The organism is uncultured Pontibacter sp. (assembly GCF_947502515.1).
Lineage (GTDB): Bacteria > Bacteroidota > Bacteroidia > Cytophagales > Hymenobacteraceae > Pontibacter.
Genome location: NZ_CANNAI010000002.1, coordinates 931,867 through 945,124, shown reverse-complemented (window position 1 = coordinate 945,124; position 13,258 = coordinate 931,867). Strand labels below are relative to the sequence as shown.

The window sequence follows — 13,258 nt, the reverse complement described above, 5'->3', positions numbered from 1 at the left end:
GTTGTTTTACCTTACTACGCGTTAGCGCCCTGCCTGTTTTAATCTGTCTCGAGCCCGAGCTTCTGCATGGTGCGCAAACGGGACACCTTGCCGGTAGGCGTTTCAGAGAATGCTGGGCTGTAGTAAATGTCTTTCGGCATTTCAAACTTGCGTAAAATGCTTCGCATTTTATCCATTACCCGCTGCTCTTCCTCATCAGTGAGTTGTTTGCCTTCCAGCACCAGAATCACCTTTTCACCCAGCAGTTCGTCGGGCTGTGAGGCCACAAAGAAACGTGGCGCCTGTTCCAACTCCGCCAGTGCTTCTGACACGGCTACCTCCACCACTTCGGTCTGCACCTTCACACCACCTGTATTGATGGTATTATCAGCGCGACCAATCCAGCGGAAGCGGGTAGGGGTCAGAATCTCTACAATGTCATTGGTCACCAGCGTTTCGTTTTCAGTCAGATCGGCCGTTATGGTTAGGCAGCCCCGGTTGTCCTGACCTATGGTAACTCCCTCAAGGGTTTCGTAATAATCGGCAGCATCGGGTCCGTTGAGCAGGCGCAGGGCAATATGCGAGGCTGTTTCAGTCATGCCATACGTGTGGTATACCGGTACTTGCAGTTGCTGTAACTCACGCTGCAGCGAAAAATTTACCGGGGCACCTCCTACCAGGATAGCCTTCATTTTGTCCAGTCGCTCTGTCGCACCATGGTTTTCCTGCAGAATGGTCTGCAGCTGCATAGGCACAAAAGAGGCGAAATGGTACACTTCGTCAGCAGGAGCCAGCGTAAGCGGATTTCCGACAGGCTCTACGATGGTCATTTGCATATCTGTCAGCAGCCCGCGCACCAGCATCATCATGCCGGCAATGTACTCTGTGTTGAGGCACACGAGCATGTGTTCTTCGGCTTTCAGACCGAGTAACTTGACAGTGCGGCGTGCGCTGATCTCCATTTGCAGGCGGGAGAGTGTGATCAGCTTAGGAGTACCCGTTGAGCCGGAAGTATGAATCGGAAATTCCTGCACTCCATTGAGCCAGTCACGGCAAAACTCGAGGGTTTTAGCTTCGTAGCCGTTGAGCGGTACGCTGTTGCGAAAAGAGTAGGCCGCGATCTCGTCGTAATAGAACTTGTTACCGTTCAGGGTCAGGAACCTTTGCGTCATGGGGTGTCTCAGTGTTAGAAGCAAGGAAAACCTTAGGAATGCCTCGCCGCATGTTCAATCGTTTTGTTTTCAAAGCCTGGCAGGTATAGCCCAGGTGCTGCCCGGCTACCCTACTACTTACTGCTTTGGTATAGCCGCCCAAAATTACGATATTCAGGTATAAGACCTAACTAAGCCTGGGTATAATTTTGGTAAAGATGCCCTTTGTTCAGGCACCAGCCCTTTTGCAAGCAGGTTTGTAAAGATAAAGTGCTCCCACTCTCCTCAGAAAGGATAGCGGGAGCTCATCATAAATTGATTTCAGGCTGCCGGACGCCGATTCACTTAGAGTTGGCAGTTTGTGGAGGCGTCGGCAATAGACAGGTTTGTCTCAAAGTCAGTCTTAGAAGGCTTAATAAAGCACATCCCTTTCTGGTCGGCGAATCAGGTTGTCTACTGATAGACGGCCTGAGCCCAAAACCAGAAAGACTATGAGCAGGATCAGGACAATAAGAGATGACCAGAGTTCAGTGTTTTCGGAGTAAAAGCCCCGCTGTGGATTAATAAAGAACACAGCACCCAGCAGAATGGGAATCTGGAAGAGAATAGCGATGCGCGTGATCAGGCCCATGGCGATAAGCAGTCCGCCTACCAGGTGTGCGAAGGCCACATAGTGGGCCATCCCAAACGACACCCACTGAAACTGGCTGTTGCGCATAATGCTCTGCAGAGCTGCCGTATCCTGAATAAACATGACACCCTTCACGAATAAAAAGATACCCAGCGCCATGCGCACGAAGTCTACCCAAACCGGATGGTGTGCATCTGCCCAGTGCTCGATCCGGTGCATGTCTTGCGTTAAGTTCATGGCTGTAAAAATTTAGGTTTAAGAAATTGGTATACAATTATTTAAACGAATTATACAGCGAAACGGACAATCTAATAGGGGATATATCGTATGGGTGTGCCTTTCACAAGGAGATAGCTTGCCCCGGCATTTGCGACAATTCTGTTTCAGAAATTAGGAGGCGAGGAATTACAAGCTCAAAAAGCTATACCTGCCCTTATCCTACAAAGCCTTCAGCAGCGCCTGCTTATAGGCGGCAAACTCTGCCGCGTTTGCTTTGCTGTCGGTAAAGATCTCCAGTATACCTGCGCCGGCATCACGGGAAAAAAATGCTGGAAGTGCCAGCTCCAACTCTTCCAGGGAAGCGCAGGCGGTATAGCTCAAACCGAAATCCTGGGCGGTATTGCGGGCGTCGAGCTGTTGCCTTGTTTCGAAAAACTCTTCTAATTCCGGCTGTCTTCGCGGACCGTCGATCAGTCTGAATATGCCGCCAGCGTGGTTATTGATGATGACGACGCGTAGGTTGGCTGGCAGGTAGTTGTGCCAGAGACCGTTGCGGTCGTAGAAGAAAGCCATGTCGCCGGTGAGGAGCGTGGTGATGCGCTTGCTGCTGAGGGCACAGCCGACGGTGGTACTGGTGCTGCCGTCGATGCCACTCGTGCCGCGGTTGGCGTATACCTGCACTTCCTGCTCTGGCTGCAGGGCCAGTATGTTGGCATAGCGCACGGCCATGCTGTTGGCGAGGTGTAAGTTGCTCTGCTGCGGCAGGCTATTAAGCACGTGGCTGATGGCGGTCAGCTCACTGTAGGGCGCAGTTGCGGTAAAATCCTTCAGGAACTGAGCAGCCTGGCCCTCTATACCTGCCCATGATTTAATGTAGCCAGCGTCTTCGCGGGTGCTGCCGGCCATGCTGCGGAAAAAGCTGCCCGGTGTGCAGCGAATGATCTTGGTAAGCGACTGAAAAGTGTCGGCCACTTGTCCGGCCGGTTGTATGTGCCAGTGCGCCTTTGGTTTGTACTGGCGCAGGTATAGCTTCAGGCTTTTGGAGATAACCGACTTGCCGAAGGTAATCAGTAAGTCCGGTTGCAGTGCCTGCATTTTCTCCGGATCAGGACAAGCCAGTACTGCATCGTGATGGCGCACAACACCAACAAGTTGCTGCGTGTTGCTGATGATATCGCCTACTGCTACGGCACCCGTGGAGCTCATAAATGTCTGGAGCGCATGCAACAGCTTCGCATCCTGGTTCTCCTGGCCGGCTACGATCAGCACCCGCTTGAAATAGAGCAGTTCCTGCTCCAGTTTGAGGGCCTGCATCGGGTTGAGATCGAAGGCGTTGTGATCTTCCTCGATCACCTTCACCTGCTCGTTAAACACTATTTTTTCACCTTCCGCCGGGTAGAAGGGCTCCCGCAGCGGCACATTGATGTGCACCGGACCAGCGGGATAGGCCACCGCTTCGTTCAGCGCCTCTGACACCATGCGCTCCGTGTGCCATACCGCATCCGGGTGCTCCAGGGCTACCGGAAAATCGAAGCTGCGCTTGATGTGCTGGCCGTATACCTGCTGCTGGCGAATGGTCTGTCCGTCCAGCTGGTCGATCCACTCCGGCGGTCGGTCGGCGGTGAGAACTAGCAGCGGCACCTGCAGAAAGAAGGCTTCCGCTACAGCGGGCGCGTAGTTCAAAGCTGCAGTACCTGAAGTACAAATGAGTACCGTTGGTCTGCCTGTCGTCTGTGCCATACCGAGGGCGATAAAGGCCGCTGCCCGTTCATCACTCACGGTGCGCACCGTCAACTTCGGGTGGCGGGCAAAAGCGATCGTGAGCGGCGCACAGCGCGACCCCGGCGACAACACCACATTTTCCACCCCCTTGCGGGCACATATCTCGGCTATATTGACAACAGGCGCTTGGATCATTTTTGATTTAGTGAGTTAGTGAATGAGTGAGTCAGTCAGTGATTTGGGTAATGGTTAATTTATCTAATTTAGCCTGGGAGTAGCTACAGCTGAGCAGAATATAAACCGAGTTTTTAATTTTATTTAATCACTCCTTCACTCAATCGCTAACTCACTCATTCAAAATGCAGACGATGTTTAAAATTCAGCCAGAATCTTAAACATCGTCTGCATTTTGTGCTGTGTTTCATGCCATTCTTTTTCGGGGGAGGACTCTCCGGTGATGCCGGCTCCAGCGTATAGTACGGCTTCCTGCTGCAATAGCTGCATACAGCGGAGGTTCACGAACAGGTGCGTGCCGGCTTCGCTGTTCACGGGTCCTAAAAAGCCGCTGTAATAGCTGCGGTCATATCCTTCGTGATCCTGTATAAAACGCAAGGCTGGCTCTTTTGGCAGACCGCAAACGGCGGAGGTTGGGTGCAACAGGCGCAGCATATCGGTTCCGAGAGTGGGAAAGTCTACTTCCTTCAGATCCACCTTGAAATCGGTGCGCAGGTGCATCAGGTTACCAGCTATCACCGTGCGGGGGCCCACTTCGTTATATTCGCGCAGGCGCAGCTTTTTGAAACAGCTCAGAATGTAGCGTTCCACCATACCCTGCTCTTCAATTTCCTTTTGTCTCCAGATGGCGTTGGCCGTGGAGCCGTCTTCGCAGAGGGGCTGCGTACCGGCCAATGCCACCGTTTTGAACAGCTGATGCTGGTCCACGCTCACCAGTATCTCAGGAGAGGCGCCCAGCCAGGTGCCCACACCAGGTATAGCCACCAGCGACACAAAGGCATTGGGATAGGCCGAAGCCATTTTCTCAAAGGCCTTGTGCAGACTAAAAGCCTCAGGAAGGGGGGAAGAATTGCTTCTTGAGAGCACGACCTTCTCCATCGCCTCCGCCCGGATCACATCCACGGCCAGGCTCACGGCTGCTTTAAAGGTTTCTTCGTTGCGGTCGGAGTGACGGGGCGGACTGGCAGGTATAGGCCATTGCGCTGACTGCCCGTTTTCAGCCTGAGTCAGTGCTTCTTTAAATAAATTCACCTGCGCAGCGGGCGCATCAGGGGCCGTGCGGAGCTGCTTGGAGAGCGAGCTGTAACTGATGTCGGCTTTCAGGAATATGTGGCTATGCGCAACCTCTGTCACAAAGGGGCAGAACAGAAAGCCCGCCGGGCTAGGCTCCAGGTCAGGTATAGCAGAGGTAGTTTGCGTGCCAAAAGAGATGCAGGCCTGCACTTCGGTCTGCAAGGGGAGGCGCCAGACGGCAACGGCCTGCTGCTGTCGCAATGCAGCCGACAACACCTGTTCCAGGGTATAATGTTGCTTATTTTCCTCTCCCATACCAGCTGCCTGCTCCATCTTTTATTTCTTATCGATTATGGCTACGGTCATGCGGCTAAGGCATATCAGATCGCCAGCTTCGGAGGTGATTCTTATTTCCCATACCTGTGTGCTGCGGCCCTGGTGCAGGGCTTTGGCCTCGCCGTATACCCAACCTTCGCGCACGCTGCGGATGTGGTTGGCATTTATCTCCAGTCCCACACAGGCTTTCTGGCTAAGATCCACTGTAAGTGCTGCGCCAATACTGCCCAGCGTTTCGGCCAAAGCCACGGAAGCGCCGCCGTGCAGCAGACCCATCGGCTGGTGGGTGCGTTTGTCAACTGGCATCTTTGCGATCAGAACGCCATCCTTATAAGAGGTTAATTTGATGCCGAGGTGCTCCACCATCGTGTTTTTACTCCACTCTTGCAGCTTTTCTAACGTAGAATCCATTTTGTATAGGCTTTGAATGCTAACTTCGCATTCTCGTATCTGTAAAGAGGCAAAAGTAAGTCAATTTTGAGTATTAAGAAAATATACCTGATCCGCCACGGGCAGACCGATTTTAACCTGCAGGGCATTGTACAAGGCAGTGGCGTGGATGCGTCGCTCAACGAGCTGGGTCGCAGACAGGCAGCCGCATTTTTTGAAAAGTACCAGCACATTCCGTTCGACAAGGTATACACCTCCACGCTGCAGCGTGCCGTGCAGTCGGTGCAGGGCTTTATCGATAAAGGTATACCGCACGAGCGCCATGCCGGGCTGAACGAGATTAACTGGGGCACACGCGAAGGCACCCGCATCACCCCGGAGGAGGATGCCTACTACCACCGCATGCTGCAGACATGGACCGAAGGCGAGACCAGTCTGTGCATAGAAGGAGGGGAGAGCCCCGATCTGGTGGCCGCCCGGCAGAAGCCTGTGGTAGACCTGATCCTGAGCAGACCGGAAGAAGAAAATGTGCTGATCTGCATGCACGGCCGTGCTATGCGCATTTTGCTGAGTCAGCTGCTGCGTTATCCACTGCGCTGCATGGACCAGTTCGAGCACCAGAACCTGTGCCTCTACCAGCTCGACTTCACAGGTAGTATGTTCACTGTGAAGAAGTACTGTGACGTGGCCCATTTGCAGGATGTGCAGGTATAATTTCAGGTCCTGAACAAAATAGAGAGTATAGTTTGAATAAAATATTTTTAGGTCTAATTTTGGGACTTATTGATTAGACGAAATAGGCGAACAAACAAGACGATAAATTATGGCTGAAGTGATACGAATGCCTAAGATGAGCGACACGATGACGGAGGGGGTGATTGCATCTTGGCTTAAGAAAGTAGGTGACAAGGTAAGCGCCGGAGATATTCTGGCCGAAGTGGAAACCGACAAGGCGACCATGGAGCTGGAGTCCTACGAAGATGGCACCCTGTTGCACATTGGTCCGCAGAAGGGCGATTCTGTACCTGTTGATGCTGTAATAGCGATCATCGGCAAAGAGGGCGAAGATATCGCTGACCTGCTTAGCGGCGCCGGAAACGGTGAGAAGCCAGCAGCGAAGGATGAGCCTAAAGAAGAGCCGAAGGCCGAGAAGAAAGAAGAAAAGAAAGAGGCCGCCCCTGCCAAAGCCGAAGCACCAGCCGCTAAAACCTCCGTGGATACGTCCAACATCAAGGCCAATGTGATCCGCATGCCGAAGATGAGCGACACCATGACAGAAGGTGTGCTGGTATCGTGGCTGAAGAAAGTAGGCGACAAAGTGAGCGCAGGCGACGTACTGGCTGAAGTGGAAACCGACAAGGCAACCATGGAGCTGGAGTCTTACGAAGACGGTACGCTGCTTTACACAGGCGTAAACGAAGGTGACTCCGTGGCGATCGATGCGGTAATCGCGATCATTGGTGAGAAAGGTGCTGACTACCAGGCCCTGCTTGATGCAGAAGGTGGTACGGAAGAACGCTCACGCGAAGAAAACGCCAAGTCTGACGAAAACATAGAAGCTCGCACTGAAGAGACTACTGAAGATAAAGTACAAGATACGAAAGTACCTGCCGGTGAGACAGAACAAGTAGCCGCAGAAGGAAACGGCCGTATCAAGGCTTCTCCGCTTGCCAAGAAAGTAGCCAAAGAGAAAGGCTTTAACCTCAGCCAGATCAAAGGATCAGGCGAAGGTGGCCGTATCGTGCTACGCGACGTGGAGAACTTCAAGCCATCTGAAGCCGCTCCACAGAAAGAAGCCGCGAAGGCTCCTGCCGCTGCTCCAGCTGCACAGGCTATACCTGGTGCTCCGGCCGATTCATACGAAGAAGTGAACGTGTCGCAGATGCGCAAAGTGATTGCCCGTCGTCTGGCTGAAAGCAAGTTCTCTGCACCACACTTCTACCTGACCATGGAAATCGACATGGACAAGGCCATGGAGGCCCGTGTGTCGATCAACGAGGTGTCTCCGGTGAAAGTATCGTTCAACGACCTGGTGATCAAGGCGGCCGCTGCGGCGCTTCGTCAGCACCCTGCCGTGAACTCATCGTGGCTGGGCGACAAGATCCGTTACAACAAGCACATCAACATCGGTGTGGCTGTGGCTGTAGAAGAAGGCCTGCTGGTACCAGTGGTACGCAACGCCGACTACAAGTCGCTCTCAACCATCGCTGCTGAAGTGAAGGACCTGGGCGGTAAGGCGAAGAGCAAGAAGCTGCAGCCGTCAGACTGGGAAGGCAACACCTTCACAATCTCCAACCTGGGTATGTTCGGCATCGAAGAATTCACTGCCATCATTAACCCGCCGGATGCCTGCATCATGGCCGTGGGTGGCATTAAGCAGACTCCGGTTGTGCGCGACGGTCAGATCAAGATCGGCAACGTGATGAAAGTAACGCTTAGCTGTGACCACCGTGTAGTAGACGGCGCCGTTGGCTCTGCCTTCCTGCAGACCTTCAAGAACCTGCTCGAGAATCCGGTGAGAATACTGGTATAAGTAATTTTAAATAGACAAAGCAAAGGGCCTCTTCGGAAACGGAGAGGCCCTTTGTGATTATAGAGAAGCTATACCTGATTGGTTGCGCTATACCTCCTTCAGCTTTCTTATAACCCGGCACGGATTACCCGCCGCAAACACATCAGCGGGTATGTCTTTGGTCACCACACTGCCTGCCCCGATCACGCTGCGGTCTCCGATCGTCACGCCAGGGCATATCACAGCACTCCCGCCTATCCAGACGTCTTCGCCTATGGTAATGGGCTTAGCATATTCCAGGCCCGAGGCACGTTCCCGATGATCCATCGGGTGGGTGGCCGTGTATACCTGCACATTGGGACCGAACAGGGTGCGACTTCCAATGCGTACTTCTGCCACATCGAGCACCACACAGTTGAAATTGAAAAACACCCGTTCGCCCACGATCATGTTGTAGCCATAGTCGCAGTAGAAGGGAGGTTGCAGCCAAAGTCCCTCACCTGCATGCGGGATCAGCGCTTTCAGGATACGGCTGCGCTCTTCTACCTGGTCCTCACGACTGTCGTTGAGTTCTTTCAGGAGCAGCCGCGCCTGCAGGCGCTCGTCCGAAATCTGCTTGTCCAGCGGGTCGTACAATTCCCCCGCCAGCATTTTCTCTTTCTCGGTTTTCATAGGCGGGTATACGTGAGCGGACTGGTTTAGCTATACCGCTGCGGCTCTAAACCACTCAGTCAGGAGTTCGCGATCGATATCCTGCACACTTTTGATTTTAATGTGGCGCATGTCTTTGCCGGTTCCTTCCAGCAAGCAGTTTGGGTCGTTGAGTTTATCGAACTGGAAAAAGCCGAGTGTGACATAGGCTTTGGCTGTTTTAAGGTAAGCAAAGTCTTTGTCGGAGCGGAAAACAGGGCGGCTCCACTTGAACTCCTCTGTTACGCCAGATACAGTGTCGTGTACCAGCTGACGTAGAGCCTCAAGGGTTTCCTTGTGCTTTTCGGATGAGTTGATGTAGTCGTTTACTTGTGGGTGCATGTAGTGGCTTTTAAATTTGCTTAACTGACCCTAAATTATATATAAATTTCCTATTCTTACTATATGCTTTCCACAGTTGTCTGATGGAGATAATATGGGCGGAATAAGCGATGGGCACTACTACAGCAGGCAGCCAGATAAAAGGAAAGAGCAGTACGGCTACATTGGGTTGCTCAAAGGCAAACTGCTGAAACGGGGAGGGGGCAGAGAGCACACCATGGCTTACCGTGAAGATCAGCAGGCCGAGTGCGATTATATTCCATCCTATCAGCAGTTTGGCTCGCCACTTGTTCCGCACGAAGGCCAGATAGTATACCAGCGGGGCCGTGATACCGGATACAATATCCAGGTTCCTTCCCTGAAAGGTCATAAGTTCGGGTGTGAGTTGGTGCAGGAAGAGCCAGAACAGGACCAGTTCAACAGGTATGCGCATGACCTGCAGGAGCGTAAGGGTTTTCAGGTCGAAAGCATCGAGCCAGGCCCTTGCCTTAGGTGAACAAAAAGCGGCAATAAGACCCAGGAGTGGGGGCACCACGGCAACCAGAAAGCGGGGCGGCAAGGTGTCTGTCACCTTAAAGAAGCCAGCCCAAGCCAATGCAGCTGTCAGTGCCATCCAACCGAGCAGGACATAAAAGAGCCAGCGGGTATGGGAGGCTTTCGAAAAAAAGTAAGCGGCAGCAAGTACCGTGGGTACAAAGGTGCCATAGATGTAAAGCGGTAATGTTTCCATAATGCCATGCGTTTAATGAATTACAATTCAAAGTAAACGCACAGGCACACTAATCCACTTGTCATTTGGCAAGAAGTGCTGCAGGCCACCAAAATTCTACTTGTGCTGCCTGCTGATCTCCCGCCGGATGCGGCTAAGCGAGCTGTCGGTGATGCCCAGGTAAGAGGCGATGTGTTTGAGAGGGGCCTGCCTGAATATTTCGGGGTTCGTCTGCAGCAGCATGGCATAGCGTGTTTCGGCCGTCTCCGTAATCATGGATTGCATACGCAGTTTAAGGGAAGCGTATCCTTTTACTAAAATTCCTCTGCCAACTTCTCTGAACTCAGGTATGCTATGAAAGAGCTTGTTCAGTTCTTCAAAAGAAATGACCCAGCCGCTACAGGGGGCCAGGGCCTGAATACTCTCTTTGGCAGGCGTGCGCATAAAAAAGGAAGCCACATCAAACACAGGTTGCCCCGCACCATAGAAGGCGGTGGTTACTTCGTTGCCTTCTGTATCGAGCGAATAGGCACGCATAAATCCACTTTCGAGCAGCAAGTATTCCTGACTGATCTTACCTTCGTTCAGGAGGTGGTCGTGTTTGTCAATCAGCTTCTCATGAAAGTGCTGGGCAATGATATCCAGTTTCTCAGATTGGGGAACCCCTACCTGGAAAAAATGCCTTACAAATGCCTTTTCGTTTTCCATGTGATTGACAAGGGTTGTTTTACAGTTTTATATTCTGATAACGTGCTTAACTAAGGCTTGGATAAGAGTGCTCTAAGTTTTTATCATGCCTTATACCCTTGCATAACCAAGTTCCTCTATTTCTTCAGTTGTACTTACCAAGTGGGTCTTACCATTCGTTAACAGGTATAAAGTATCACAAATATCTAAGACATGCCTAAACATGTGATCGGTTATGATGAGCCCTTTGTTTTGCTTTTCCTCGACTAGGAAGTCCTTTACCTTATCAATCTGTATCGGATTCAGATGCGTAAAAGGCTCATCAAGCATAGCAAACTGAGAGGCTGATTTCACAACTGAATAGATTTCCACTAACCTACGCTCACCACCTGACAGATTACCGATAGAAGACTTATACTTTTTCATGAATTCCGGAAATCGATGCGCAAATGATGAATAGTCCATTTCAAAGTCACTGAATATCCTTTTCAGACTTATATGTGGCGGTATAAAGTTGAACTGGGGAAGGTAAAGAAGTAAGTCGGGGCGCTTGAAAGCTTCAAACTGAATCTTATTATCGAACCTGATGGACTTGTCACACCTTAGACTGCCGTATATGATTTTCATCAGGCAGGATTTACCTTGCCCGTTCCTGCCTAGCAGACCAGTTATTCCCCCTGTTTCGCACTTCACATAGACGTCGGAAAGTATCCTTCTGCCATCAAACTCCAATTGAATACTGTCTGCTTCCAGTTTGTGGGTCATCTGATTTTGTAGGCAAGAACGGTGAGAAATATAAACAGGAAAAGGTCGAATCCCAAGGTAGCTGCCCAGAGCATAGCCCTTGACACGCCCAGGTTCTGATAGTAATAGTAGTGGTTGCTCTTATAGCTGTTAACAAAGTAAAATACGAGACCCAGGGTGGCCACTTTAAACCAAAACAGCATGCCGAATATCATGAAATCGTAATCCCAGAGTAGCTTGATACTGCAAATGGTAATCACCATCGAAACCAGCACAAAGCTCCTGTAGAAAGTCCATATAAGTCTTACTGTTTTGTATGGTTTCATATTGGCTGAATGCCTGTTATCGTTTCGTGCATGATGTGGGTGAGGCGTAGCCGAAGCTTAGCTTATGTGCAGGGTTAGCGGACATATTTTTTTCTGTTTTCTTGGCTGAATATAATATCAATATCCCGCCACCCAAAGACTTTTCCAAAATGTGTAAATACCTTCCAACATGGTACATTTCGTAACACCCTCAAAGCTTCTTTTTCAAATTCTTTGCTAACGCTGTGCCGAACTTTTGCCTGCACTAACTTTCCATCACTGTCCGTTTCAAAATCTATGGACACATCCTCTCTCTTATTCGGTAATTCTTCCCAATTTATGTTAGAGTAAATGAAGTTTTCTAATGTATCCCTATTGTTATATGAGCAGTTTGGTGAGGCGTAATGTTTGGTCCTTACCAAGGCTCCATTTTCAAACGTGAATTTTATTTCATTTTCAAAGGCATTCCAGTATCTCTCCCCGCTTCCTACCCAATAAACTCCGTTAACCCAGTCAGCCTTCATTTTTCCGTCAACGAACTTCTTGCTGATGGTCTTCTCAACCAATGAGTTGATTTCCTTGCCATCCTTGCAGTTTTTAACTTTTGTTAAGTACAACTGCCCGCCTTCTATAGTCCATTCTGCCGTAAAATTCCTCCAGCAACCGCTATCCATCCAATCCTTATTAACACTCTGCAACTTCTCTTTAAGTTGGGTAAAAGACTCAAGCGGGGAATCAACTGTGCTGCTATACAGATAATATTTACTCCCTTGGTAATACAAAACGTCAGGGTCTTGGTCGGTTGCCCAAGCATCAACAAAAAAGAAGACCAATATTATGCTGAAGATGATTTTCATTAATTTATATGAACGTCTCGTGTATACCTTGTGCGAGGCTATCAGCCGAAGCATTGGGTATAAACCTTGTTGGCAGAAGGCATTTTTATTTTTAATTGATTAGTTTTCGTTAAACAATTTTACTAAGAAGTCCTGAATTTCCTCTACAGTCCATTTTTTTGAAGTACCGGAAAAGTTGTAGGCAAATCCATCTTTTGAGCCAAATAGAAATATTGTATTTACATTTTTTTCTTCGCTCACAGCTTGCCATAATATGTAACCATTGTTTGATTGGTCAGCTAACGTTTTTGTGGAAATTCCTTGCTTAGCCCAGTATTCAGAATCCCACTTCACAAAATCTGCTACAAATTCTTTGTCTGTTTGTTCTGCTTTGAAAAATGGGTATTTCTGCTTAGGGTTCTTTGTTACTGCAACTGTAGTTGAGTCACCGTTTTTAAAGAAATGTTGCCTGCTTGCTTGAAGATATTCTGTTTTAGTCCACTTACCTGGTATTACAATGTTGCCATTTGGGATTAAAGACAATGTGGTTTGGTTTTTATTCTCGTCATAGCTATCAGCTATAATCATACTTGTCTGTGCTGTCTTACAGGAATAAAGAGTGAGGAGCAAAAGGCTTATGAGAACACCTATTTTGATTCTGTTCATTTTACGTTTGTATTCTTAGTTATACTTACTGCCAACGGCTCGTACATGAGGTGAGCAAGGCGTAGCAGCAGCTTTACACATGTGCTTTGTT

At 50.0% G+C, this 13,258-nt stretch carries 15 protein-coding genes; 2 read left to right on the top strand and 13 right to left on the bottom strand.

Annotated features, from left to right (window positions below):
* Positions 1 to 38: 38 nt before the first annotated feature.
* From Q1A54_RS08800 to Q1A54_RS08780, 5 genes are all read right to left on the bottom strand, one after another.
* Positions 39 to 1,151 (bottom strand): AMP-binding protein, encoded by a 1,113-nt coding sequence (locus Q1A54_RS08800; RefSeq protein WP_299986808.1) that lies wholly within the window; start codon positions 1,149 to 1,151, stop codon positions 39 to 41.
* A gap of 391 nt (positions 1,152 to 1,542) precedes the next feature.
* Positions 1,543 to 1,998, bottom strand: coding sequence for a DoxX family protein (locus Q1A54_RS08795; protein ID WP_076423021.1), 456 nt, complete (start codon positions 1,996 to 1,998; stop codon positions 1,543 to 1,545).
* Between the two features lie 201 nt (positions 1,999 to 2,199).
* Entirely contained in the window at positions 2,200 to 3,897 is a 1,698-nt protein-coding gene (gene menD, locus Q1A54_RS08790) for a 2-succinyl-5-enolpyruvyl-6-hydroxy-3-cyclohexene-1-carboxylic-acid synthase (RefSeq protein ID WP_299986806.1), read from the bottom strand.
* 177 nt (positions 3,898 to 4,074) lie between these two features.
* Positions 4,075 to 5,283 carry an isochorismate synthase gene (locus Q1A54_RS08785; protein ID WP_299986804.1) on the bottom strand — a complete coding sequence of 403 codons (1,209 nt, stop codon included), beginning with the start codon at positions 5,281 to 5,283 and terminating at the stop codon, positions 4,075 to 4,077.
* A 3-nt stretch (positions 5,284 to 5,286) separates the two neighbouring features.
* On the bottom strand, positions 5,287 to 5,697 hold the full coding sequence (locus Q1A54_RS08780) for a hotdog fold thioesterase (RefSeq protein WP_299986802.1): 411 nt from the start codon (positions 5,695 to 5,697) through the stop codon (positions 5,287 to 5,289).
* A gap of 66 nt (positions 5,698 to 5,763) precedes the next feature.
* Here Q1A54_RS08780 and Q1A54_RS08775 point away from each other — a divergent pair, with 66 nt between their 5' ends.
* Both Q1A54_RS08775 and Q1A54_RS08770 read left to right on the top strand, forming a co-directional pair.
* Positions 5,764 to 6,390, top strand: a complete 627-nt coding sequence (locus Q1A54_RS08775) for a histidine phosphatase family protein (protein WP_299986800.1) — start codon at positions 5,764 to 5,766, stop codon at positions 6,388 to 6,390.
* A gap of 109 nt (positions 6,391 to 6,499) precedes the next feature.
* Positions 6,500 to 8,209, top strand: a complete 1,710-nt coding sequence (locus tag Q1A54_RS08770) for a pyruvate dehydrogenase complex dihydrolipoamide acetyltransferase (protein ID WP_299986798.1) — start codon at positions 6,500 to 6,502, stop codon at positions 8,207 to 8,209.
* An 87-nt stretch (positions 8,210 to 8,296) separates the two neighbouring features.
* Here Q1A54_RS08770 and Q1A54_RS08765 read toward each other — a convergent pair whose 3' ends face one another.
* The 8 genes from Q1A54_RS08765 to Q1A54_RS08730 form a co-directional block, all read right to left on the bottom strand.
* Positions 8,297 to 8,860: a sugar O-acetyltransferase gene (locus Q1A54_RS08765; protein ID WP_299986796.1), complete on the bottom strand. Its 564-nt coding sequence runs from the start codon at positions 8,858 to 8,860 to the stop codon at positions 8,297 to 8,299.
* Positions 8,861 to 8,890: 30 nt separating this feature from the next.
* Positions 8,891 to 9,220, bottom strand: a complete 330-nt coding sequence (locus Q1A54_RS08760) for a DUF1801 domain-containing protein (RefSeq protein ID WP_299986794.1) — start codon at positions 9,218 to 9,220, stop codon at positions 8,891 to 8,893.
* A gap of 10 nt (positions 9,221 to 9,230) precedes the next feature.
* Complete coding sequence (locus Q1A54_RS08755) at positions 9,231 to 9,950, bottom strand: hypothetical protein (RefSeq protein ID WP_196119405.1); 720 nt, start codon at positions 9,948 to 9,950, stop codon at positions 9,231 to 9,233.
* Positions 9,951 to 10,046: 96 nt separating this feature from the next.
* On the bottom strand, positions 10,047 to 10,637 hold the full coding sequence (locus Q1A54_RS08750) for a Crp/Fnr family transcriptional regulator (protein WP_230392219.1): 591 nt from the start codon (positions 10,635 to 10,637) through the stop codon (positions 10,047 to 10,049).
* A 90-nt stretch (positions 10,638 to 10,727) separates the two neighbouring features.
* Positions 10,728 to 11,381 carry an ABC transporter ATP-binding protein gene (locus Q1A54_RS08745; RefSeq protein WP_196119403.1) on the bottom strand — a complete coding sequence of 218 codons (654 nt, stop codon included), beginning with the start codon at positions 11,379 to 11,381 and terminating at the stop codon, positions 10,728 to 10,730.
* Positions 11,378 to 11,686: a hypothetical protein gene (locus Q1A54_RS08740; protein WP_299986790.1), complete on the bottom strand. Its 309-nt coding sequence runs from the start codon at positions 11,684 to 11,686 to the stop codon at positions 11,378 to 11,380. Before Q1A54_RS08740 ends, Q1A54_RS08745 begins: the two co-directional genes overlap by 4 nt.
* Before the next feature lie 74 nt (positions 11,687 to 11,760).
* The gene (locus Q1A54_RS08735) at positions 11,761 to 12,522 is read right to left on the bottom strand and encodes a hypothetical protein (RefSeq protein WP_196119400.1); all 762 of its coding nucleotides are present in this window, start codon (positions 12,520 to 12,522) and stop codon (positions 11,761 to 11,763) included.
* Positions 12,523 to 12,621: 99 nt separating this feature from the next.
* Entirely contained in the window at positions 12,622 to 13,167 is a 546-nt protein-coding gene (locus Q1A54_RS08730) for a hypothetical protein (protein WP_196119398.1), read from the bottom strand.
* Positions 13,168 to 13,258 lie beyond the last annotated feature (91 nt).